This is a genomic window from Wolbachia endosymbiont (group A) of Philonthus cognatus (assembly GCF_947251755.1).
In the GTDB taxonomy this organism is placed as follows: Bacteria; Pseudomonadota; Alphaproteobacteria; order Rickettsiales; family Anaplasmataceae; genus Wolbachia; species Wolbachia pipientis.
On sequence record NZ_OX366388.1, the window covers coordinates 529,578 to 551,766 of the forward strand.

20 protein-coding genes and 1 tRNA gene are annotated in these 22,189 nt (G+C 36.2%); 16 read left to right on the plus strand and 5 right to left on the minus strand.

Going from position 1 to position 22,189, the window contains the following annotated elements:
• Positions 1-525 precede the first annotated feature (525 nt).
• Entirely contained in the window at positions 526-1,482 is a 957-nt protein-coding gene (locus tag OPR21_RS02640; protein WP_265029893.1) for an IS5 family transposase, read from the plus strand.
• A 307-nt stretch (positions 1,483-1,789) separates the two neighbouring features.
• Positions 1,790-2,965, plus strand: coding sequence for a bifunctional 2-polyprenyl-6-hydroxyphenol methylase/3-demethylubiquinol 3-O-methyltransferase UbiG (ubiG, locus tag OPR21_RS02645; RefSeq protein ID WP_015589098.1), 1,176 nt, complete (start codon positions 1,790-1,792; stop codon positions 2,963-2,965).
• A gap of 11 nt (positions 2,966-2,976) precedes the next feature.
• On the opposite strand, the gene OPR21_RS02650 is transcribed toward ubiG, so the two are convergent.
• Positions 2,977-3,399, minus strand: a complete 423-nt coding sequence (locus OPR21_RS02650) for a TrbC/VirB2 family protein (RefSeq protein WP_233395601.1) — start codon at positions 3,397-3,399, stop codon at positions 2,977-2,979.
• A 157-nt stretch (positions 3,400-3,556) separates the two neighbouring features.
• On the opposite strand from OPR21_RS02650, the gene metG reads away from it, so the two are divergent.
• Entirely contained in the window at positions 3,557-5,191 is a 1,635-nt protein-coding gene (gene metG / locus OPR21_RS02655) for a methionine--tRNA ligase (RefSeq protein ID WP_265030137.1), read from the plus strand.
• Between the two features lie 165 nt (positions 5,192-5,356).
• Positions 5,357-6,700, plus strand: coding sequence for an IS66 family transposase (gene tnpC / locus OPR21_RS02660; protein WP_265022247.1), 1,344 nt, complete (start codon positions 5,357-5,359; stop codon positions 6,698-6,700).
• A gap of 113 nt (positions 6,701-6,813) precedes the next feature.
• On the opposite strand, the gene OPR21_RS02665 is transcribed toward tnpC, so the two are convergent.
• Positions 6,814-8,097 carry a hypothetical protein gene (locus OPR21_RS02665; protein WP_265030138.1) on the minus strand — a complete coding sequence of 428 codons (1,284 nt, stop codon included), beginning with the start codon at positions 8,095-8,097 and terminating at the stop codon, positions 6,814-6,816.
• An 87-nt stretch (positions 8,098-8,184) separates the two neighbouring features.
• Positions 8,185-9,636 carry a replicative DNA helicase gene (locus tag OPR21_RS02670; protein WP_265030139.1) on the minus strand — a complete coding sequence of 484 codons (1,452 nt, stop codon included), beginning with the start codon at positions 9,634-9,636 and terminating at the stop codon, positions 8,185-8,187.
• Between the two features lie 114 nt (positions 9,637-9,750).
• Here OPR21_RS02670 and OPR21_RS02675 point away from each other — a divergent pair.
• Both OPR21_RS02675 and OPR21_RS02680 read left to right on the plus strand, forming a co-directional pair.
• Positions 9,751-9,833: transfer RNA gene (locus tag OPR21_RS02675), tRNA-Leu, on the plus strand.
• 24 nt (positions 9,834-9,857) lie between these two features.
• Positions 9,858-10,454, plus strand: a complete 597-nt coding sequence (locus tag OPR21_RS02680; RefSeq protein WP_265030140.1) for an RDD family protein — start codon at positions 9,858-9,860, stop codon at positions 10,452-10,454.
• A 74-nt stretch (positions 10,455-10,528) separates the two neighbouring features.
• On the opposite strand, the gene OPR21_RS02685 is transcribed toward OPR21_RS02680, so the two are convergent.
• Positions 10,529-10,717: a hypothetical protein gene (locus OPR21_RS02685; RefSeq protein WP_265030141.1), complete on the minus strand. Its 189-nt coding sequence runs from the start codon at positions 10,715-10,717 to the stop codon at positions 10,529-10,531.
• A gap of 119 nt (positions 10,718-10,836) precedes the next feature.
• Here OPR21_RS02685 and radC point away from each other — a divergent pair, with 119 nt between their 5' ends.
• Positions 10,837-11,511, plus strand: coding sequence for a RadC family protein (gene radC, locus OPR21_RS02690; RefSeq protein WP_010962534.1), 675 nt, complete (start codon positions 10,837-10,839; stop codon positions 11,509-11,511).
• 447 nt (positions 11,512-11,958) lie between these two features.
• The gene (locus OPR21_RS08680) at positions 11,959-12,114 is read left to right on the plus strand and encodes a hypothetical protein (RefSeq protein ID WP_236514888.1); all 156 of its coding nucleotides are present in this window, start codon (positions 11,959-11,961) and stop codon (positions 12,112-12,114) included.
• Between the two features lie 137 nt (positions 12,115-12,251).
• Here OPR21_RS08680 and OPR21_RS02700 read toward each other — a convergent pair whose 3' ends face one another.
• Positions 12,252-15,605 (minus strand): UvrD-helicase domain-containing protein, encoded by a 3,354-nt coding sequence (locus tag OPR21_RS02700; protein WP_265030142.1) that lies wholly within the window; start codon positions 15,603-15,605, stop codon positions 12,252-12,254.
• 81 nt (positions 15,606-15,686) lie between these two features.
• Here OPR21_RS02700 and OPR21_RS02705 point away from each other — a divergent pair, with 81 nt between their 5' ends.
• The 8 genes from OPR21_RS02705 to pstB all read left to right on the plus strand — a co-directional run bounded on the left by OPR21_RS02705 (position 15,687) and on the right by pstB (position 22,165).
• Positions 15,687-16,553: a 4-(cytidine 5'-diphospho)-2-C-methyl-D-erythritol kinase gene (locus tag OPR21_RS02705; protein ID WP_265030143.1), complete on the plus strand. Its 867-nt coding sequence runs from the start codon at positions 15,687-15,689 to the stop codon at positions 16,551-16,553.
• 3 nt (positions 16,554-16,556) lie between these two features.
• Positions 16,557-16,913, plus strand: coding sequence for an Mth938-like domain-containing protein (locus OPR21_RS02710; protein WP_265030144.1), 357 nt, complete (start codon positions 16,557-16,559; stop codon positions 16,911-16,913).
• A gap of 1 nt (position 16,914) precedes the next feature.
• Entirely contained in the window at positions 16,915-17,724 is an 810-nt protein-coding gene (locus OPR21_RS02715; RefSeq protein WP_049973644.1) for a metal ABC transporter permease, read from the plus strand.
• 131 nt (positions 17,725-17,855) lie between these two features.
• Entirely contained in the window at positions 17,856-18,035 is a 180-nt protein-coding gene (locus OPR21_RS02720; protein ID WP_007548716.1) for a hypothetical protein, read from the plus strand.
• 5 nt (positions 18,036-18,040) lie between these two features.
• Entirely contained in the window at positions 18,041-19,057 is a 1,017-nt protein-coding gene (gene holA / locus OPR21_RS02725) for a DNA polymerase III subunit delta (protein ID WP_006279994.1), read from the plus strand.
• A 301-nt stretch (positions 19,058-19,358) separates the two neighbouring features.
• Positions 19,359-20,240, plus strand: a complete 882-nt coding sequence (locus tag OPR21_RS02730; protein ID WP_077188592.1) for an Rpn family recombination-promoting nuclease/putative transposase — start codon at positions 19,359-19,361, stop codon at positions 20,238-20,240.
• Between the two features lie 384 nt (positions 20,241-20,624).
• Positions 20,625-21,410: a 4-hydroxy-tetrahydrodipicolinate reductase gene (dapB, locus tag OPR21_RS02735; protein WP_006279993.1), complete on the plus strand. Its 786-nt coding sequence runs from the start codon at positions 20,625-20,627 to the stop codon at positions 21,408-21,410.
• Positions 21,407-22,165 (plus strand): phosphate ABC transporter ATP-binding protein PstB, encoded by a 759-nt coding sequence (pstB, locus tag OPR21_RS02740; protein WP_065094809.1) that lies wholly within the window; start codon positions 21,407-21,409, stop codon positions 22,163-22,165. The genes dapB and pstB overlap by 4 nt, the downstream gene beginning before the upstream one ends.
• The last annotated feature ends 24 nt before the right edge of the window (positions 22,166-22,189 follow it).

A 22,189-nucleotide genomic window follows, 5' to 3' on the forward strand; every position in this document is an offset into this window, starting at 1 on the left:
AGTGAATAACTAGCTACCCTAGGGTTTCTTTTGCCTTTTTTTCTGTTTAGTAAATTTCTTAATGTTTATAATTTAGATTAGTTGCGGCTTAAAAGCAACTAAATCGCGGTTATTAAGCGTTTAGAATAAAAAAACGCCATACTTGAAAGTATAATGTAAGTAATTAGCCAACCACGGGGCTTCTTTTGCCTTTTTTTTCATTTGGTAAATTTTTTAATATTTATACGGAAGGTAGCGCGTGACGCTGGAACCCCAAAAAAAGGATGATGTCATCCCAGTGCTCCTTTTTTTGTCATCCGAGTAGCTGACACTGTCCTCCTTTGTCATCCCAGTGCCCAGACACTGGGATCCAGCATTTCACGCAATCCCATCAAGAACGTTGTATTTTACATAACACTTTTATGCTTACCAACTTAATAAAATTCCTGGATCCCAGTGGGCTTTGTTGCATCGCTCAAGTGAAAAGAACTGGCAGTTACTGACAAAATTCATTATAAATAGCGATTTAACTGTTGAAGAAAAAATATGCCACAAAAAATGAGGGTCAGTAACCATAGCGAATATAACAAATTTCTAGAAAAAAGAGGAAATATTTTTCATTATATCAACGAAGCCATAGAAAAGTGGTACGAGAATGGTCCAAAAATACCAGGTGGCAACAATATTTATAGCGATAAAGTTGTAATTTTGGTGCACATAATAACTTGTTTATTTAGAATAGGCCTGAGGCAAACAGTTGGGTTTATAGCAGGATACCTTGAGCAAATTGGGAAAAATTTGCAAGTTATCAGCTATTCACAATCATCAAGAAGGTTTAAGAAACTCAATATTAAGATCAATGATTGCAGAATTGATAAAAATAATATGGAAGATATCGAAATTGCTATAGACAGTACAGGAATTAGTATATACAACAACACTCCTGGTCATAGCAAAGAAAATAGCGAAGATAGAAAGTATCGCAGCTATGAACAGACAAGAAAATTGCATGTAATGTTGAATACAAACAGCAAAAAAGCCATAGCTGTAAAATACAGTAACGGTGTCTACTCTGATCACTATGGAGCTTGTGATTTGCTAAAAGAAGTCGATTTTCAGTATGTCATAAAAGTACTATATGCAGATAGGGCATATGACAGAGAAAAGCTCTATAAGCTGTGTAATCAATATGGTATAAAAACGAAAATTCCTCCGAAAAACAACGCAGCAGAGCATCCAAAGTTAGACTATATGGCTGAGAGAAATTCTGCAGTCAAGCTCATAAAGTCATATGATGAAGATGGTATAAAGAAGTGGAAAAAAGAGATGAGTTATGGAAAAAGATCTTATATAGAAGGTTTTTTCTCGCGATTAAAAAAGACATTTGGGTTTAGTTTTAGGAGCAAATCTGAAATTAATCGTGAGAAGGAACTGCTACTCAAGTGTTATTTGCTTAACAAATTTACTGAAATAGGCATGGCTAAGTTTGAGATAGCTTCATGAATTTATTGTACGTTACCTACTATCCGAAGAGCGATGCAACAAAGCCCACTGGAATCCAGTTCTTATTATACAGCTATCTGGTGTACTTATTTAAAATTAAGTTTTCTGGATCTCAGTGCCAAAGCACTGGGATGACACCCTTCCTGGCGGAGATTATTCTCAAATCACAATGTTCGTACAGTTGTGGAATGAATTGCGGTATGACGTAGGAAAACCTTAGCTATAGCTTTAGAACTCCCAAAAGGTCAGAAGCATTGAATGACTTGACAGAAAGTTCAAACCCATATAAAATGTCCTTATTTCTTATATGTTAGGTATAGTATCAATTGCCTCAGATCATGCTGGTTATGAATTAAAATCAGAAATAAAACCTTACCTGGAAGCCCTAGGTTACAGAGTAGTAGATCAAGGCTGCACTGCTAAGCAAAAGTGTGTAGATTACCCAAACTATGCTGTTAAAGTTGTAGAAGATATAACAAGCAAAAAAGCAAATTATGGGATATTAATTTGTGGTACAGGTTTGGGCATGAGTACTGTGGCAAATCGTTTTGAAGGAATCTACGCTGCTTTATGTAACAGTGTTGAGATCGCAAAATTAGCTCGCGAGCATGGCAACGCAAATGTACTGTGTCTTGGTGCAGGGTTTACTGCGAGTGGATTAGCAAAAGACATAGTCAAACAATTCCTCGAAACAGAATTTTCAAAAGAAAGCAGACATAAAAAACGCCTTGATAAACTCAGCAATATAACCTCTAAGAAAAAAAAAACAAAAACTTATAACGAAGATGAAATATCAAAATTCGCTAAAATGGCAGGCCAGTGGTGGGATGAGAACGGCAAATTCAAACCATTGCACATGATGAATCCTGTTAGAGTATCTTACATTATTGAGAAAATAAAAGAGTTAAAAAAATGCAATTTGAAAGAATTATCATTGCTTGATGTTGGATGCGGTGGTGGCATTTTGTCAGAGTCAATGGCACGCGTTGGCATTAACGTTGTGGGAATAGATGTATGTGAAGAAAACATAAAAGTAGCGCATTCACATGCAAAAAAAGTAGGGTTAAATATAGAATATATACACACCAGCATTGAAGAGCTAAGCAATGACAAGAAGTACGACGTGGTTCTGTTGATGGAAGTAGTTGAACATGTGGATAATTTAGAGCTTTTCATGAAAAAAGCGATAGAACTGCTAAAACCGGAGGGGTTAATCTTTATATCCACAATAAATAGAACTATTAAATCCTTTTGTCTTGCAATAATTGGTGCAGAGTACATATTAAATTGGCTGCCAAAAGGTACACATAACTGGAATAAATTTCTCAAGCCGTCAGAAATTGCAAATCACTTAAGAGAAAATAATGTAACGCTGCAAAACATGGCTGGCATGGAGTACAACGTAATAAAGCGTGAGTGGAATCTAACTAAAGGCGTGGATGTTAATTATATACTCTGCGGTTTGTTAGATTTAACTCTATAAAAGCACCATTTTCACTTCCAATACTTTGAAGGATCTTGGCCAGCTTTTATACAGTAGCCTTTATTAGTTAGCGCCCAACCGGAACGACAAGCATAACCTGTACCTACGCGTTCATATCCAGGAGCAGCAACACACTTTCCATTCTCCAAGGTTTGACCTTTAAAAAGACAACAAACTTCTTTTTCTGTTACCTTTGTTACAATTTGAGGAGCACCAAAAAACACAGCAACAAACATACCCAGTGCGAAAAGTGCAGGCCAAGGCATTCTGCCAAATATTGCAAGTAAGCTTGAACCAATTATTACCACTGTAATCATTGGTCCACCTATTCCATGAACGTAACCTATTACATTACACATTACATCTGTTGCTCCATCAGCGTGTGCATCAAATGCATAGAAAACTATAAATAGAATTACAAGAAAATTTCTCATTGTTCTTTCAATAATCATGCCTGATTGTTTCTTATTTTAATAAAATTTCAGTAAATAGCTTTTTTCAAAAATTATGCTTAACACAATCAATATTTATTTATTACTGCCTTTTTAATACTATAATTAACTCAGTTGATTTTTATCAAAATGCGAAACCATGGAACAATTCGAGAACTTTTACATCACCACGCCAGTATATTACGTAAACGATAAGCCGCATATTGGTCATGCATACACTTCTCTCTTGTGTGACGTGGTGGCAAGGTTCATGAAACTAGCTGGGAAAAATGTCAAATTTACCACCGGTACAGATGAACATGGACAAAAAATAGAAAAAGCAGCTAAAGCAAAGGAAATGCAGCCAAAAGAATTTACAGATGAAGTGAGCGTTTCATTTAAAGAATTGGCTAAGTTCATGAATTTTGAGTATGACGATTTTATTCGCACTACGGAGGAACGTCACAAAAAAGCAGTTATAGCTTTATGGAATAGACTTGAAGAGAGAGGGCAAATATATTTGGATTCCTATTCGGGTTGGTATTCAGTTCGTGATGAAGCATTTTATCAGGAATCAGAGCTGATAGATGGCAAAGCACCAACAGGCGCAGAAGTTCAGTGGATAAAAGAAGAGAGCTACTTTTTTCGCTTGTCAAACTGGCAAGACAAATTACTGGAACTCTATAAAAATCAGCCAAGTTTTATCTTTCCTGAGAGCAGAAGAAATGAAGTGATATCGTTTGTAAGATCAGGGCTCATTGACCTCTCAATCTCTCGCACTAGTTTTAACTGGGGAATAAAAGTACCAGGTAATGACAAACACGTAATCTATGTCTGGATAGATGCATTAACCAATTATCTTACATCAATAGGTTTCCCTAGTACTGAAGGTGAGGAATATAAGAGGTTTTGGGCAGAACCAGAAACACAGATTCCAGTGTCAAGCACTGGAATGACACCAAACCAAGGGAAAACGCAGATTCCAGTGTCAAGCGCTGCAAACCTAGCTGACAACTCTTTCAACGTTCATGTAATCGGTAAAGACATATTGCGCTTTCATGCTGTATATTGGCCAGCGATTCTCCTTGCAGCAGACCTGCCACTGCCAAAACAAATTGCAGTTCATGGTTGGTGGTTGAACGAGGGAGAGAAAATATCCAAGTCCCTTGGTAATGTCATAGATCCAATTGGCCTCGCTCAAGAGTTTGGTGTTGATCAGCTACGCTATTTTCTCCTCAGGGAAGCAAGCTTCGGCCAAGATGGCAACTTTAGTAAGAAAAATATGATCAGCCGGATAAATTCAGAACTGGCAAACAACATAGGCAATTTAGTGCAAAGAACAATTTCATTTTTACACAAGCAATGTTCTGGAATTGTACCAACAATCGATCAAAGCCTACTTAAAGGTGAAGAAAGTCTTCCAGGTTGCAAAGCTATACTCGATCAAGTGATGAATCACCTATCAAAGTATGAATTTAACCATATCATACTTCTAATCATCAACATCTCTTCTGAAGCAAATGCCTACATAGACAAAAGTGCACCCTGGACACTAAGCAAAACTGACAGAGAGCGCATGAATTTAGTAATTTACAAGTTACTGGAATATATCAGGATAATAGGCATTTTATTGCAGCCAATCGTTCCCAAGTCAGCAGAGATGATACTAAATCAACTGCAAATTCCGAAAGAACAACGAGATTTAAAATCTTTGTGCGACGCGTGCGTAAGTTCAGGCATAACATTGCCTAAACCTACGCCGGTTTTTTTGAGGGTTGATGCTAAAGAGGAGTAACCGTTCACGCAATGGCGTCAACTTAAGAGCCTTCATTAGCAGACTCTCCTAAAGACATGATGGCGTTTAGGCTTATCAACTTTGTCCATTCACGGTATAAGAAAGTAGTTTACAAAAATTGCATAATTAGTATAAAAAACAATAAACTAGATAGATGAGGGGTTGATGATAGAGGTGCTACAAGAAAAGATTGTGGTATTGGAGTCAGAAGTTGGTACTCTGAAAGCAGAGAATGATAAGTTAAGGACAAAAATAATTGAGCTAGAGGATAAGCTGGGTTTAAATTCAAAAAATTCATCGCTGCCACCATCGCAAGATGTATATCGCAAAAAGACAAAAAAGAAGAGCGATAAAAAACCAGGCGGGCAGCCAGGACATGAAGCGCACAAGCGGGAATTGATGGTAGCAGATGAGGTGGTAAAATGTTCAATTGATACAATTTGCATGTGTGGAAGCCAAGTTATTTTAGAAGAAGAAACTGTGCATCAAAAGGTTGAATTGCCAAAAATTAAACCGATAGTGACTGAATATAGGCTACAAAAAGGCTACTGTAAGGCGTGTAAGAAAAGGATCTCAGCTAGTCTGCCTGAAGGTGTGACAAGGGATCTTTTAGGAGCTAATGCAAAAGCAGTAATTAGCAGTTTTAGTGGATTTTTTATCAATTCAAAAAGGGAAGTACAGCAAATTTTGAGCAGCATATTTAATCTGAATATAAGCCTAGGTTTGGTATCAAAGACCGAGGGTAGAGTATCAGAAAAATGTATATCTGAATACGAAAAAATAAGAGAAGAGCTACGGAAAAGCAAGTATTTACATATAGATGAAACAAGCCATAGGAACCAGGGAAAGAAAGGTTGGAGTTGGGTAGTAACGAATAAAACAGCAACACTTATGAAGTTAGTTGGATCTCGCGGAAAGAAGATATTAAAAGGGCTATTGCCAGAGTATGATGGAATAGTTATAAGCGATAGGTATGCTGCGTATAATTACTTTAATCGTGAAAACAGACAGATATGCTGGGCCCATTTAGCAAGGGACTTTGAAAGGTTTTTTTACAGTAAAAATGTTGAAGTGAGCAGAATTGGCGCAGCATTAAAATCGCTGAGCAACAGGGTATTTGTGGTAGATAGAGCACGTAAACAAAACCTGATAGACAATTTAAGATTTTTCCGGTTAATGAGGAAGATTCGAAAAAGGGTGAAACATTTTTTGCGAGAGATAACAAGGGTTGCAAAAGGAACTCAGGCCTCGAGAATGGCTGCCAATATACTACGTTCTGAAGATATGATGTGGAGATTCGTGCGCAATCCTGATCTGATCGAGACAACCAATAACCTTGCAGAACGTCAGGCTAGACGGTACGTCATTTATCGTAAAAATAGTTTTTTCACTTGGTCAGAACGTGGAGAAAAGTTCATTGAAAGAATGCTTTCGATATTTTTGACTGCACGTTTGAATGATCAGAATCCTGTCCAGAAACTACAGAATTTAGTCGCTATTCCTGCCTAATTGGGAATATTCCGTGAACGGTTACAAAGAGGAGAAATAGTGTAAAAACTATTTCTCCTGGATGGGATTATCTTTAGTTAACGACGGTGCACACCGCTGTCTACATATTCAAGTTAGGTGGCAAGTGCCTTAGTTACTTTAGCACAATATGGTTTAGTAACATCAGCATCTATCACTACTACTTCAGTCATTGCCGACTTAACCTTTCCTAGGCTCCATGCAAACCAGCCTTGACCATTTTCTTCTTTAGTTGGCTGACTTTCTGGGCTAGAAATCTCAGTACCTTTTTCATCACCAGATTCTGCATCATAAAATACATCCTGATCCTCAGAAAGACTCATTAAATAACTTTTAGCAGCATCAACATTTAAATGATCAGGTTGCTTAGGAACGTTATCAATATTTAAATAATCCAAACTATTAGCTCGTTGCTTTTGCTCACTGGAAGAAACTGCAAGATCTAAGTAATCCAAACGAGTTAGTTCTCGCATGCTAAGTTCAGACCCATCTTCTGCATAACGCTTAAACTGTTCTGCCAGACTAGAAACCTTAGTACCATAAATCCTACTGTACAAGCTGCTTCCAACGCTGTTAAGTGCTCCTTTTGTATACTCAACTAATGTACCATAAACATTTTTTAATTTATTTCCAGCACTATTAAATTTCCCTTTTACATACTCAACTGATGTGCCATAAGCATTTTTCGCACTACCTACGACATTTTTTAAGTCATTTGCAACATCACTACGGCGCTGCTTAATAGTACTATGAACGCGCCCACTACTGTAGGCTTCTGCTACATATGCAAATGCTTCTTGAGATGCTTCTTTGATATTCTTTATTGCTTGCGGAACAAAAGTTTTCTTGTGTTTAAATTTTTCTATTTCTTCTTTTGGATTATTAATCTCCTCATTTTTTTTATTAATTTCAATTTTCTGCTTAGAAATTTCTTCCTCTTTAGCTTTTACTTCCACTTCTTTTTTAGTCAGCTGGTCATTTTGCCCAGAAATTGTTTGTTCTTGAGCTTGTATCTTAGCTTCTAACTCAGAAATGGTTTGCTTTTGATCCTGTACTACAGCTTCTTTCTCAGAAATTATTTTACCTTTAGCTTCTACTTTACTTTTTTCATCAGCAAGCTGAGCTTCCTTCTCAGAAATTGTTTTGTTCTTACTAATTGCTTTATACGAAAGTGCAATAGTTACAACAGAAAACACAGCATAACCAATAATAAATGGCAGGCCAACACTTAATGCTGCAACTGGAGCTAAGAAACCAATATAAGGAGCTGCAGCAAACACTCCAGATGCTAATAAAGTGAAAGTAGCCAGAGTTCCAGCTACATAATAGGGTACATTGTTTTTATTCATCATCTCACGTATTATAAAATATAATACCATTATAAAAGGATTTTTAAGAAGTTGTCAAGCTATCTTTACATAAAAAAAATAATTGATAAACTTGGGAACAAGAAGATTGCTGCCAAGCTATGAACTATGCCTTTCCGTGTAATCTTTAAATGCACCTCTGTTAGAGTCAAAATATAGCTTCACACTGCCAATTGGTCCATTTCTCTGCTTTGCAATAATGAGCTCTGCAATGTTTCTAATTTTTTCCATTTTCTCTTGCCATTCCCGATGTTTATTGTTTCCTTCATTTGGCTGTTTTCTTAGTTCATAATACTCTTCTCTATAGAGAAACATTACTATATCTGCGTCTTGCTCTATGCTCCCTGAATCACGTAAATCAGAAAGTTGTGGTTTTTTATCATCCCTCTGCTCAACAGAACGAGAGAGCTGAGATAGTGCAACAATGGGAATATTTAGCTCCTTTGCAATTGCTTTCAAACCCTGCGTCACTTCCGAGATTTCTTGCACTCTATTTTCATTACTCCTTTTTGTTGTTCCTCTGATTAGCTGCAAATAATCAATGAATACCACTTCTACATTATATAATTGATACAGCAAGCGTATTCTGGTGCGAAGGGCACTAATTGATAGCGCAGGGGTGTCATCTATGATGAAAGGCAGTTCAGATAATTCTGTACTAGTATTGATAAATTCATGCAATTCAAAATCACTAATTCTCCCGGTTAATGCCTTATAATAACTAATTCCTGAATCTATAGTGATCAGCCTTGCAGTTAATTGCTCTGCTGACATTTCAAGCGAGAAAAACGCTACATAGTGTTGCTTATCTGCTCTTTTTTGCAACATCTTACAAGCATTAAGTGCGATGTTTAGCGCCAATGCTGTTTTACCCATAGAAGGCCTTGCAGCTAAAATTAATAAATCAGATTTTTGTAGACCACCAAGAAGCTGATTTAGATCTTGAAGTCCGGTTGTAACGCCTAGCGCTTCTGGATTATTTTTCAGTGTGCTGATCTTCTCAACTACATCTTTAATTGAACTTGCAAGTTTTATATATGTTTTCTCACCTTGTTTTTTTACTGCCAAATTGAACAATTTTGTCATTGCTTGTTCAATTTGCGCCTGTGCAGGATTTTCAATATCGTAGTTGTAGCTATCACCAACTATTTCTTGCCCGAGCTTGATTAAACATCTCCTTAAGTAAGTATCACGGATTATTCTAGTCAAACTATAAATATCAAGTGCAATACTTGCCTTCGCTGCAAGCTTTGCTAAGTACTCTACCCCGCCACACTCGGTAAACGCTTGGTCGTTCTCAAAAAACATTTTGAGGCTCAGTTCATTGGCAACTATACCGTGTTTCCTGGTTTTGGATATTTGCATAAAGATACTCTGATGTAATGGATCATAGAAATTCTCCGCTGTGATTGTGTCTTCAACTGCATCACAGATTCTATTATCACGAATCATTGCACCAATAAGCATCTGTTCAGCTTCTAAATTATGCGGTAATTTACATATTTCCTTGTCTACACTTCTTGAACCCAAGAGACTAGCTAATTCATTCATTTTAAGTTTTGAGAGTAACTGTTGATTATTGTAGAATATTTAGTCCTCATTTGAAAGATGTAAAGGCAAAAAAATTTGACTAATTCCGTGTTGCCTATAGCATTAAAACTTAATGCCCCTGTGGTGGAATGGTAGACACGGCAGACTCAAAATCTGTTGCTTGCAAAAGCATGCTGGTTCAAGTCCGGCCAGGGGCACGTTAAATATTGGAAAGTGTATATATGTTACATAAATTTTTTGATCGTTTATTTTCTATTTTTTCTTCTATAAATGTTATTCAAAAGGTAAAGAAAGATGAAAATGGGATATGTTATGTAACGGGCCTCAGGCGCTATATATCAGTATTGCTTGATTTGATTATTATCGTTTTGTTCTTGCAGTTTTGCAGCCAAGCCTTTAATCAGCTCTTTACAAACTCAGAGGATAGCAAAATATTAAGTCAAATTGCTGCAAAATCCCCAATGCAAGCGCCACTGTCTATAGAAGAAAAGACAACGCAGAGTAGACTTGGTAAACTGTGGATTCTAAATCAAATAGTCCAATTCATTATGCTCTTTTGCTATGTAGCATACATGTGGGTAAGGTTTGCTGCCACACCTGGAAAACTATTACTTGGGCTTAGAGTTGTGGATGCACAAACTTTCGAAAAGATGACCCTAAAACAAGCAACAAAGAGATTTTTTTCCTTTATATTGTCAGTTGCACCATTATTCTTGGGCTTTTTATGGTCAAATTTCAACAAACGCTGTCAAACTTGGCATGATAAGATTGCAGGCACAGTGGTTGTCACGAGTAAAAGCCTTAGAAGGCAGAGCTAAAAACTACTTGACACCCTTCGCCAGCCCCTTTATCATGATACTGAAGGTGTTCATTTATCTTCAATCTGTGCAGATTAAACGACAACAGTATTACGTATTGGCGTCTTATTTTTAATTTTTTGCACTATGTGCACGCACTGGGATGACACCATTCTTTTTTCTGGATTCCAGACTGGAATGACACCTCTGGGCACTGCCGTCGTAAAGGAACCAGTGTCAGCTACTCGGATGACAAAGGAGGACAGTGTCTCAGCTACTTTCATGACACCATTTGCTGTCTTTAAAAATGAATGTTCTTACAATTGTGCGTCATGCGCTTTATTAAATATTTTACTTAAAAATCTAATTTCTTATTATACAAGAGATAAGCAATTCATTGATGATGAAAAATTACAAAAAGGGGCATAGAAAGCGCCTAAGAGAGAAAATTATTTTAGATAATGGACAATCATTACTTGATTATGAAGTTTTAGAGCACATTTTATATTCAGCATATAGTAGAATTGATGTAAAACCGGTGGCAAAGAGTTTGATAGAAAGTTTTGGCAGCTTAAATAAAGTTTTTAATGCTGACCTGGAAGCGCTGCAAAACGTTGATGATGTCAGCAATGCAGCGATATCTGCCATCTTTTGTGTAAAACAAGCCTTTGTTCGTTCTGCAAGAGAAGAAATAAAAAACCTGCCTGTAATCGATAACTGGGAAAAATTGCTTGATTATTTAAGAATAAGTATAGGAAGCCTCAATAAGGAAAATTTTCGTGTCATCTATATGAATAAAAAGTATCGTCTAATAGCGGAAGACCTGCAAAATATTGGTACAGTAGATCAAACTCCTCTTTATGTCAGAGAGATCATCAAGCGCGCACTTTTGATTGGTTCAACATCCATTGTAATATCTCACAATCATCCAAGCGGAGATACACAACCTTCAAATAGCGATATATCTCTCACTAGACAACTAGCAGAAGCTTGCCAAAGTATAGGAATAGAATTAATAGACCACATTATTATTACATTCAGTAGCTATTTTAGTTTCAAGGAAAATAGGTTGTTGTGAAAGCCTTTATAGCTACAGTAACTTAGATTTACCGACAATCGTCATTCCGCTACGTGTTAGCGGCTAAGAGATACCGTGACGGGATGACGTAGGGGTTGCCGAGAACTTGTCATTCCAGTGCTTGACACTGGAATGGCTTTGTTGCATCGCTACTTATGAAAGGCTAACTATAGTTAGGATTATAAGCAACCTATTGAAAATCTTGTTTTTTTGCAATCAATCTGATCAAATTTAAGAATAGTAATTTGTTATTTATATTAATAAATTTAATTCTATTGAAAATAGCTAAAGCATTGAAATTCTTGAATTTTAGCCGGATTGGTAAATGGTAGTGAAATTTCTTTTACTCAAATTTAGGTATTCATTGACCGTTCTTGTTATAAATACCAGAATAATAAGCTACTGATATTCCCTATCTTTTTTATCTTTAATCCATCATAGCTAGCGATGCAACAAAGCCCACTGGAATCCAGTTTTCTTTACAAATTCACCAAAAGTGCTTCATTCTATAACGCAAAACCCATACTCACCAAACCCAATGCATTACTTGCAATTAAGTTTCCTGGATCCCAGTGTCTGGGCACTGGGATGACACCGTCATAAAGGAACCAGTGTCAGCTACTTTCATGACACCCTTCTGGTAGGCCCAAATCGCAATGTTCGTACAGTTGTGGAATGAATCGCGGGATGACGGTTCGCGGTGGTATGACGTAGTAGCTATTTCTTGCAATCAAGTTTCGTTAAAAGTCAGATTGAATGGTTAAATCTTTCACCCAAATAACCACGCACTCTACTTGCTTGTTTGGATATATTTCTTGTACTAAGGTTTTATAGGTCAACATTTGCTTTTTTATTTCATTTAATGAGGAAACAGAAACGTTACGGTGTGACTTGTAGTCAATTATGATTGCTTTATCTTGCGTTATGCATAGCCTATCTAGTCGTACTAATACTGACTTGCCATCAATTGTTCCACTCAGTGTAATCTCTGATTTGCCTTCCAAGTCAAACAAATAGCCATATTTTTCATTAAAGGCTAATATTTTACTGTAAATTTCATCCTTATCTTCGCTGATGTTATCAAGGTATTTTCTGACCCAATTTTTTCTCCTTTCTTTTTCTATCTTGGGCATATACTGCAATATGCTGTGAATAATCAGGCCTCTTGCATAACCATCTGTCATCCAAGTAGCTGACACTGGGATCCATTCTGCTCCTTCTTTTTCACTGGATTCCAGCGTCACGCGCTGGGATGACACCGAAGAGTGGGCTAAAGCTGGTGGAAGGGAAATGACCGGAACGTCAAAGTAATCACGTTTTTTATAAATGTAAGGGTAGTTTGCATTCACGCATAATACTTCAACTTTTTCTTTAAATATTGGCCGTAAACCCCTTTGTTTCTTTTCATATGGTTCTCCATACTTAGTGATTAGATCATACCAAGAGCCCTTTTGCACTGGCTCTTTACTTAAGATGTATAACTCATCTTCAGCACGCGTGAGTGCTACGTATAATAAACGCAAATATTCATTATAATCCTCTAGTTTTTTCTCTCTTTTTACTTGATCGCAATAAGCGTTGTTGTTTTTTCCACACCAAAATGGTGCTTCCGTTCCATCAAAGATAATGCTTTCACTGTTTCTTGGCACTGTGTTTGTATCAACCAAAAATACTATGGGAGCTTGCAGACCTTTTGATTTGTGAATTGTCATTATTCGCACAGCATTGCGTTCTGATTGCATATCATTCTTAATCTCCGGATTATTCTCCTTGATCCATTGAACAAACGCTTGAAGAGATGGGTTTTCAAATTGCAACACGAGGTTCATAAATTCGTCTAGGACCTCAAAGCACTCAAGACCTAGCCTTGCAGCAAATTTCTTCTTACCTGTACGTAATATATGCGTAAATAGTGCAAGAGGAGACTCTGTGCGAGATAAGTTAATGAGATAGTTTAATTCACTATAGATAACCACAGAATAATCCTGAATTCTTTCCCATAGTGAATGCTCTTTACGGTCGTATGCAATGTTAAATAAATCATCCTCGGTGAAATTAAATAGCGGTGATTTTAAAGCATTTGCAAGAGCTAAATCATTTGCCTGGAGGAGTAAAAATTCGGCCAAAGCTATTAAGTCCTGCACGGCTATATAGTCCATAATTCTAAAATAATCTCGGCCTACAACTGGCACGTTTGCTTTTTTAAGTTCGCTTATTATGTAATCAACCAATACGTTTCGTTGTCGTACCAGAACCATAATGTCTCTTGGTTCTATATGGCGATCTTTAGCAACTAAAATCCGCCCTTCGTTTAACCAATTGTGAATTCTGTTAGCTATTGTTTGAGCAAGTAATCGATCTGCTATTGTATAACCTTCCTTGCATGTCAGAGGAATTTGTAAAGCTCGCTGTTCTTTCTCTTTGCGCCTTGGTAACGCTGGCCAAATTTCAATATATCCTTGATCATTTTCTCTATGTGGAACATGTTTTATTTCATTATCAACAAAAGATATTTCTGCGCGGAAGTTGTTAAATATTCTATCTACAAGCATCAAAACTTCTGGAGTTGAACGAAATGACTTTTCAAGTTGGCATGATACCCAATCTCTGCCACCAGTTTTTGTATGAAAGTATTGTTGCATGTAGTTGAATAGATGGGGATTTGCTCCTTGAAATCTGTATATGGATTGTTTTACGTCACCAACAACAAATAAGGTTCGCTTTTCATCATTACCGGCAAAAAATTCATCGCAGAGATTTGTTATAATTTTCCACTGGCTGATGCTATTGTCTTGTGCCTCGTCAACAAGGATGTGATCTATTTTTTGATCCAAGTTAAACAATATCCAATCTTTATAGTTTGGATTGCTGAGAAGATTTGTTGCTAAGTCAATTATATCATTGTAATCAAGCAGTGCATTTTTTGATTTTTCGCTACTGTATAGATCAACATATACTTTAAATATACCAAGTAAGCTACTGGTTCTCTTGAATATTTGATAAGAGTTCATGTCTCTTATATGGGTAAATACTACATTCTGAACGCTCTCTATTATTTGCTCTGCATCTTTGAATTTCTCCAAAATACTTTTTGTTGCAATGGATGATATGCTCTTTTTTTCGTGCGATTCTGATTTTAAAAAGACCTTGGCTAGGTTTTCTACTTTAGTGTCATTCCAGCGCGTGACGCTGGTTCTTTTCTTCTGGATCCCAGCTGGGATGACAGTAGAATAAAGTATTTCACTATAACTCTGATCTCTTTTACTGCCTTCACTTAATATCTCGGCTAGTCTTTCCACGTGCTCAATTGTTTCGCTCTGTAAGTCATGAATTTCATCTGGGGCGCTCAATTTATCTTTGATATATTTCGAATCATTTGCTGATATCGATCTTTTTATACATAAAGTATAAAGCAAATCGCGTAGTTTATTTTCATCAATTTCAGTTGCAATAAGGTTGATATCATCCTGCACAGTTTCGTTATGAAGCACTTTATTGAATATGATGGGATGTAATTCTTTGCATTCGCTCAGCGTGCAATTTGGGGCGATGCCAGCTTCTATGGGAAAGCTGGAAATTAATTTGTAACAGAAAGCGTGTATGGTTTGTATAGTTAGACCAAGATTTTCCAGTTCAGAGAAAAGCCTTCTTGCTCTTGTTAAATAATCTTTATTTTTTCTGGATCCCAGTGTCAAGCACTGGGATGACACCGAAGGGTTTACCGCTGGTTTTTTGCTTAAATCATGGTTATGCGATGCACCACCCCCTGTCATCCCAGTGCTTGACACTGGGATCCATTCTTTTTTTTTACTGGATTCCAGCGTCACGCGCTGGAATGACATCGGAAAGAAATCTAGTTGTTCTAGATCTGCTGCCAACACACTATCTGAACATATTGCCCACTTACTGAGTATGCTGTGAATGCGATTCTCCATTTCGTTTGCTGCAGCATTGGTGAATGTTAAGCAAAGAATATTTCTTTTGTTTTCTAATAAAAGTCTCAATACTCTGTCTATTAAGATTTTTGTTTTGCCTGTACCAGCGGACGCATTTACCCACACAGAGAAATTAGGATTTATGGCATTTGATCTCATCAGAAGTGCGAGAACCTTATAAAAGTTGACTAGAATAGCATTATACATATAATGTAAAAATAGTGTTAGTGAAGATATATAATGAAAAGTTTTTGTGTAAAGGCGCCTGCAAAAATCAATCTTTTTTTGCATGTTGTAGACAAAAAAGAAACAGGGTATCACTTGATTGAAGGTTTATTTGTCTTTGCTAATCTCTCTAATTTTTTGGAAATAAAAGTAGGTGAGAAGGATTCTAGATACGATAACTCTACAGTTGAATTTATAAACTCCGAGTCTAAAATAAATAACCAATATAACACTGTAATGAAAGCGGTTAATCTGCTGCTTAGGCATGCTCCTGTACGCACTAAAGTCACTGTAAAGGTTGTAAAAAACATACCAATTGCTGCAGGACTTGGTAGCGGATCCTCAGATGCTGGAGCTGTGGTACGTACGCTAGGGAAGCTGTGGGAGATTGATAGGACGATTTTAAATGAAATAGCCTTAAACGTTGGTGCTGATGTTCCCGCAAGCGTAGATAGCAAGCCAGTTTTTGTTAGAGGTATTGGCGAAGAATTATGCCACATTAAAAAATTCTCTTTATCTACAAATGTGGTGCTTGTGAAACCGAAAAAAAGGTTTTTGAGTACACCAGAGGTATTTTCCAAACATGAAGGAAAATTTTCTGAGCCAATTAAATGGAGCGATGACGCTGAAAAGGATTTGTTGAAGCTTCTTAAAGAGACGAGAAACGATCTTCAAGAAATAGCAATAAGCTTTGTACCTGAAATTAAGGATGTGATATCAACACTTGAGTCACAAGAAGGCTCTATACTTTCTCGCATGTCAGGCAGTGGTGTATCATGCTTTGGAATATTCGATAGTGAGGAAAATGCAAAAGCTGCTGCAGTTAATATCGGAAAAAAGCAACCAGAATGGTGGGTATGTGACACTCAATTAATAGTTTGACTTATGCCCTTAATTTCCGAGAATAAAAGTCTTATAAATGGTTACAGGGAAGGAAAATTTTTGGTGAATAATAGAGAATATTGCGGCTCAATTATAATTTTTCCTGAAAAGGTGATTAAATTGAAAGAAAGTGATATAAATAGCAAGGAACATTTTAAATCTTTTTTAACAGAGGAAATAGAAATTTTGATAATAGGTACTGGTAAAACACGCAATATACTAAGTTCTTCAGTGAAGTCCTATCTTATGGAACAAAAAGGTTTAAATTTTGAATTTATGACAACAGGTTCTGCATGCAGAACCCATAATATTCTGATATCCGAAGATAGATTTGTTGTCAGTTATCTAATAGCCATATAGCATGTTTGAAATGTTTACCCAGGATTTTTTCATCAACAGTCTAGTTGCAGTAGTTGTAATTAGCCTAGTAACAGGCGCTTTAGGATCGTTTATGATATGGCAAAGGTTATCTTATCTTGGTGATAGTTTGTCCCATTCTTCGTTGCTTGGTGTTGCACTTGCTTTAATCTTTAAGATTAGCCCATCGCTTAGCATAATGCTCATTGCAATTACATTTGCTATACTACTTTCTCTTAATTTTAACAGATTATATTCTGCTGATACGATATTGAACATTGTTACCAATGTAGTTTTATCATCGAGTTTAATACTTATGTCTTTTCTTCCATCTGGCAATAATAGTATTATTAGCTCACTGTTTGGTGATATATTAACGCTCGATCAAAGTGATATAGTATTGATTTTTTTAACCTCTGCAGTAGTTACTTTGATATTAATATTTAGATGGCGTTATTGGTTAATGATTTCAATTAATCAAGATTTAGCAGTAGTTGAAAAAATTAATGTTACCTTTGTTAGACTAGAATTTTTAATCACTCTTGCTATATTTATAGCAATTGCTGCCCAATTAATAGGAATATTACTTATTGCTGCATTTTTGCTAATACCAGCAGCATCTGCAAGGCTCATTTCGAAAACTCCGATGCAGATGATTATTGTTGCAACAGTTTTTTCTGTGATCTCTGGGATATCAGGTCTCATGTTATCTGCAAGTTTTGATTTGTTAACTGGACCTGCAATTATACTTGTTGCAGCCGTATATTTAATTATCGCTTATTTTATAAGGCTAGTATTAAGCAGGTTGGCTTAATTTTAATCTCGAATGTTAATAATTTTGTAATATACTCATTATAAAACATCACTATCTTAGCACAAAATAGTTTTTGCTATACTATTATTTATATGCTAATGATAAGTTGTTAATTTTATGGAGTAAGCAATATGAGCGAAGAAGGATTTTTTTCCAAATATATATCTCAACCTGTGAAAAAATTTTATAATTATATTACAGGAAAAACAGAAGAGTCGGATAATGTGCAGAGTACGGCAGATGATATTGTACAAGAAAGCTCAGAGTCTTTGGACACTCATGTACAATCAAATGAGAATGATATCATATAGGTGGCATGAGGGTTACACCATCCAAAGTTAAAAGATTCCTAGAGAAACCTGATGCTTTACGTGGTGTGTTAATTCATGGAAGTGATAACAGTAGGGTTGATTTTTATGTACAAGAAATAATTGCCAGTTTGGATGAGTATTCAGTTCAGGTGATGGATTTTGCAATAGTGAATAAGTCACCCGGTTTACTATTTTCTGAATTGGCAAACATTTCGATGTTTACCAGCAAAAAATTAATTAAACTGATAAATGTGAGTGGAGGTATATCCAAAGAGTTAAAAAACGTATTGGATTATAATGCAAGTGGTCATTATGTAATGATGACAGCAACTGATCTTCCACACAATTCTGCAACCAAAAGTTATATGGAGAGTTCAAAAATTTTTGGTGTGATTGCTTGCTATAAAGACAGCAACAGCAATCTTTATGATATTATATCAAGTTACTTAAAACAAAATGATATAAAATGCACAAATGAGATAATCTACCATTTGCAATCTTACTTTAATCATAGCAAGCTGCCTATATGTTCAGAACTTGAGAAGTTAGTTTTATACTTAGGGGAGAGAAAAGACCTAAAACTTACTGATATAGAATTATGCTTTTCAACTTCCGGCAACGACTATGCTACACTTGATGATCTATGCTCTGCCATAGCAAGTAAAGATATGTCGCGTTTCATTAGAATTTCTGATGCATTGATATCGCAAGAAAATTTTTCACCGATAGCACTAATTCGCATTATATCAAATTATTTCCTACGCCTTGAAACCGTTTTGCTGTCAGTGCAAGGTGGAATGAGTGAGCAGGCTGCGATTGATCAGCTAAGCCCTCCATTGTTTTTTAAACAATTGCAGAGTTTTAAATCTCATTTGAAAAGTTTGCAACTTTCAGAACTTAAGAAGATCTTGGAAAAATTGATAAGCTTAGAAGTTACCTGTAAAAAAACTGACTTGGATCATAAAATGATTTTTCAACAGGTGATTTGTCATATTACAAATACAGTTACTTGCTATAGCTAACAAAGATAAGGTGTAACCAGACTGCATTCTGTGATTTTAGCAAAACACGATCTTTCATTTGAGCTTTCTTCAATTTAAAATAAATACAGAAAATTGCTGCCTATAGCTAAAGTAACTTAGGTTCACCGACAATCGTCATCCCGCTACTTGTTAGCGGAATCTATGCCGAGATACCGCGAATGAATCGCGGTATGACGGTTCGTGGCGGTTATGACGTGTTAGCTATAGCTATCTTCAAAAATATGGTTGAATAATTGTTAATAATAGTGTATAATTATTAATATTTTTAAGCACTTTGGCTATGGCTCTTTCAAAATTTCTCGATCCTCGCAATGATTTGTGTTTCAAAAAAATCTTTGGAACGGAAAAAAATAAGAATATCCTTATTCACTTTTTGAACGATATTTTAGGGTTTACTGAGATAAATGCAATACAAGAAGTTGAATTCCTCAGTACTATTATGGATCCCGAAGTTGCCTCTGATAAACAGAGTATTGTTGATGTTCTCTGCAAGGATTCTATTGGTAATAGGTTTGTGATTGAGATGCAGCTTGCTCGTGATAAAGGTTTTGAGAAACGTGCCCAACTGTATGCTGCTAAGGCTTACTCAAGACAATTAGATAAATCTGGCAACTACATTGATTTAAAGAAAGTCTTCTTTATTGCTATTTCCAATTGTAACTTACTTCCTGAAGAAGTTGATTATATCTCTACTCATAATATACGTGATATAAAAACCAACGGCCATTACTTAAAAGATTTTCAATTTATCTTTATAGAATTGCCCAAATTTTCAAAAAGTAAAGTAGAGCAGCTAGAAAGTACAGTAGAAAGGTGGTGTTTCTTTTTTAAATACGCAGAAGAAACAACAGAAGAGGACTTAAAAGAGATAGCAGAAAAAGCACCAATAATAAAGCTAGCATATGATGAATTAGACAAGTTTCGTTGGAACGAAAAAGATTTAGTAGCTTACGAAGAAAGGATAATGGATCTACGCAAAAAAGAAGCCATTCTTGAATACAGACTTGATCTTGCTGAAGAGAAAGGTAGAGAGGAAGGTAGAAAAGAAAGGGAAATTGAAGTCACAAAAGCAATGCTGGCTAATAATGTTGATGTCAACACTATTGTCAAGTTTACTGGCCTTTCTATTAGCGAGATTGAAGAATTAAGTGGAAATCTGTGAACGGTTACACTTGGAAAACCTTTGTGGCATAATTTAAGTGGGCAGCGTAGTCTACGATTACCGCATAATTTACTATATAGATATTCCAGAACATACAGACTTCAATTGAACACAGAAAAGATTCTTATCAAAGTTAATTACCCTTATTATCAATAACTATTAGCTACAGACCAGTTCTTGTTAAGTTACAGTAAAGAAATGAGTCATATATAGCTAAACTGACTTACGACAATTTGAAAAACCATCATTCCGCTACGTGTTAGCGGGATCTATGCCGAGATACCGCTAATGAATCGTGGTATGACGTGTTAGCTATAGAATATAGATCAGAAGTGACAGAGCTTAAAAAAAGGCCTAACATTCTTAATAAACGTAAAAAGCTTTATGAAAATCAGAGTTGGAGTAATAGGCTGCTTAGGCAGGATGGGCAAGAAAATACTCAATGAATTAATTACAAATACCAAAGTGGAAATAGCAGGTGCTGTTGCCCGTTCAGGCAGTAAGTACATAGATTCAGATATTGGACCAATTATAGCCAATCTAGGAATTAAAGTTACAAGTTCTATTAGTGGCATATTTGAGTTATCCGACGTTGTAATAGATTTTACAACTAAAGAATGTATGTTAGACTGCCTTAAAGCAGCTGTAAAATTTAAAACACCGCTGGTTAGTGGCACAACTGGAATAGAAGGTGTCGATTTGAAAGAATATGCTGCTGAAGTTCCAATATTATGGTCAGCAAATATGAGTGTTGGGGTTAATGTGTTGCTGAAATTGGTAAAAAAAGCTGCTGAGCTTTTAGGTAATGAATATGACGTTGAGATTTGGGAAATGCATCATAACTTAAAAAAGGATTCACCATCTGGAACAGCTATAGAACTTGGCAAAACAATTGCTAACGCTTCAAAAGTGGATTTTCAGTCCAATCAATATTTACATAGTGGTTCAAACATAAGAAAAAAGGGGGGAATAGGTTTTGCGGTATCTCGTGGAGGTGGAGTAATAGGAGATCACAGCGTGATGTTTGTCAATTCTGATGAACGGATAGAACTAAACCACAAAGCAATTGATCGCACAACATTTGCTAGAGGAGCTGTTCAAGCAGCAGTATGGCTATACGAAAATAAAAGAGAAATTCCGGGGCTCTATTCAATGCAGGATGTGATATGAGCAATACACGTGCCTCTGTTAAAGATTTAAATCTCTGGTACGGCTCTAAGCAAGTTTTATTCGATATAAATTTGAATATTTATAAAAGAAAAGTTACTACTTTTATCGGACCATCCGGGTGCGGTAAATCAACATTTTTGCGTTGTTTTAATCGTATGAATGACTATGTACCTGGATGCAAAACTGTTGGTGAATTAGATATCGATGGGCTGGGTGATATATATTCACGCGATATGGATGTTGTGCTACTCAGAGCAAAAGTTGGCATGGTATTTCAAAAGCCAAATCCTTTTCCAAAATCAATATACGACAATGTTGCTTATGGACCAAAACTGCATGGTATGGCGAAGGATAAGCAAAAATTGAATGAGATGGTGGAAAATAGTTTAACCAAGGTTGGTTTATGGGAAGAATTGAAAGACAGATTGCAAGATAGTGCACTCAATTTATCCGGTGGCCAACAACAGAGGCTATGCATCGCTCGCGCAATTGCAGTGAAGCCAACTATTTTATTAATGGATGAACCGTGCTCTGCTCTTGATCCAATGGCAACCAATGCAATCGAAAATCTTATACAAGAGCTGAAATTAAGATTTACTATAATTATGGTGACTCATTCAATGAAGCAAGCTAAAAAGTTATCTGATAGTGTAATTTTCTTTCATAATGGCAGAATTGTTGAGTCTGGAAGCACTCAAGAAATATTCGAAAATGCTCAATCTCCCTTAACAAAGGAGTATATCCTGGATCATTAAATTTCTGACCTTACCCAGAAAAAG

Excerpts from the sequence above, each read along its gene's own strand:
- OPR21_RS02640 (WP_265029893.1), top strand. The coding sequence starts at position 526 with ATGCCACAAAAAATGAGGGTCAGTAACCATAGCGAATATAACAAATTT.
- ubiG (WP_015589098.1), top strand. The coding sequence starts at position 1,790 with ATGTTAGGTATAGTATCAATTGCCTCAGATCATGCTGGTTATGAATTA.
- OPR21_RS02650 (WP_233395601.1), bottom strand. The coding sequence starts at position 3,399 with ATGAGAAATTTTCTTGTAATTCTATTTATAGTTTTCTATGCATTTGAT.
- metG (WP_265030137.1), top strand. The coding sequence starts at position 3,557 with ATGGAACAATTCGAGAACTTTTACATCACCACGCCAGTATATTACGTA.
- tnpC (WP_265022247.1), top strand. The coding sequence starts at position 5,357 with ATGATAGAGGTGCTACAAGAAAAGATTGTGGTATTGGAGTCAGAAGTT.
- OPR21_RS02665 (WP_265030138.1), bottom strand. The coding sequence starts at position 8,097 with ATGGTATTATATTTTATAATACGTGAGATGATGAATAAAAACAATGTA.
- OPR21_RS02670 (WP_265030139.1), bottom strand. The coding sequence starts at position 9,636 with ATGAATGAATTAGCTAGTCTCTTGGGTTCAAGAAGTGTAGACAAGGAA.
- OPR21_RS02680 (WP_265030140.1), top strand. The coding sequence starts at position 9,858 with ATGTTACATAAATTTTTTGATCGTTTATTTTCTATTTTTTCTTCTATA.
- OPR21_RS02685 (WP_265030141.1), bottom strand. The coding sequence starts at position 10,717 with ATGAAAGTAGCTGAGACACTGTCCTCCTTTGTCATCCGAGTAGCTGAC.
- radC (WP_010962534.1), top strand. The coding sequence starts at position 10,837 with ATGAAAAATTACAAAAAGGGGCATAGAAAGCGCCTAAGAGAGAAAATT.
- OPR21_RS08680 (WP_236514888.1), top strand. The coding sequence starts at position 11,959 with ATGCAACAAAGCCCACTGGAATCCAGTTTTCTTTACAAATTCACCAAA.
- OPR21_RS02700 (WP_265030142.1), bottom strand. The coding sequence starts at position 15,605 with ATGAGATCAAATGCCATAAATCCTAATTTCTCTGTGTGGGTAAATGCG.
- OPR21_RS02705 (WP_265030143.1), top strand. The coding sequence starts at position 15,687 with ATGAAAAGTTTTTGTGTAAAGGCGCCTGCAAAAATCAATCTTTTTTTG.
- OPR21_RS02710 (WP_265030144.1), top strand. The coding sequence starts at position 16,557 with ATGCCCTTAATTTCCGAGAATAAAAGTCTTATAAATGGTTACAGGGAA.
- OPR21_RS02715 (WP_049973644.1), top strand. The coding sequence starts at position 16,915 with ATGTTTGAAATGTTTACCCAGGATTTTTTCATCAACAGTCTAGTTGCA.
- OPR21_RS02720 (WP_007548716.1), top strand. The coding sequence starts at position 17,856 with ATGAGCGAAGAAGGATTTTTTTCCAAATATATATCTCAACCTGTGAAA.
- holA (WP_006279994.1), top strand. The coding sequence starts at position 18,041 with ATGAGGGTTACACCATCCAAAGTTAAAAGATTCCTAGAGAAACCTGAT.
- OPR21_RS02730 (WP_077188592.1), top strand. The coding sequence starts at position 19,359 with ATGGCTCTTTCAAAATTTCTCGATCCTCGCAATGATTTGTGTTTCAAA.
- dapB (WP_006279993.1), top strand. The coding sequence starts at position 20,625 with ATGAAAATCAGAGTTGGAGTAATAGGCTGCTTAGGCAGGATGGGCAAG.
- pstB (WP_065094809.1), top strand. The coding sequence starts at position 21,407 with ATGAGCAATACACGTGCCTCTGTTAAAGATTTAAATCTCTGGTACGGC.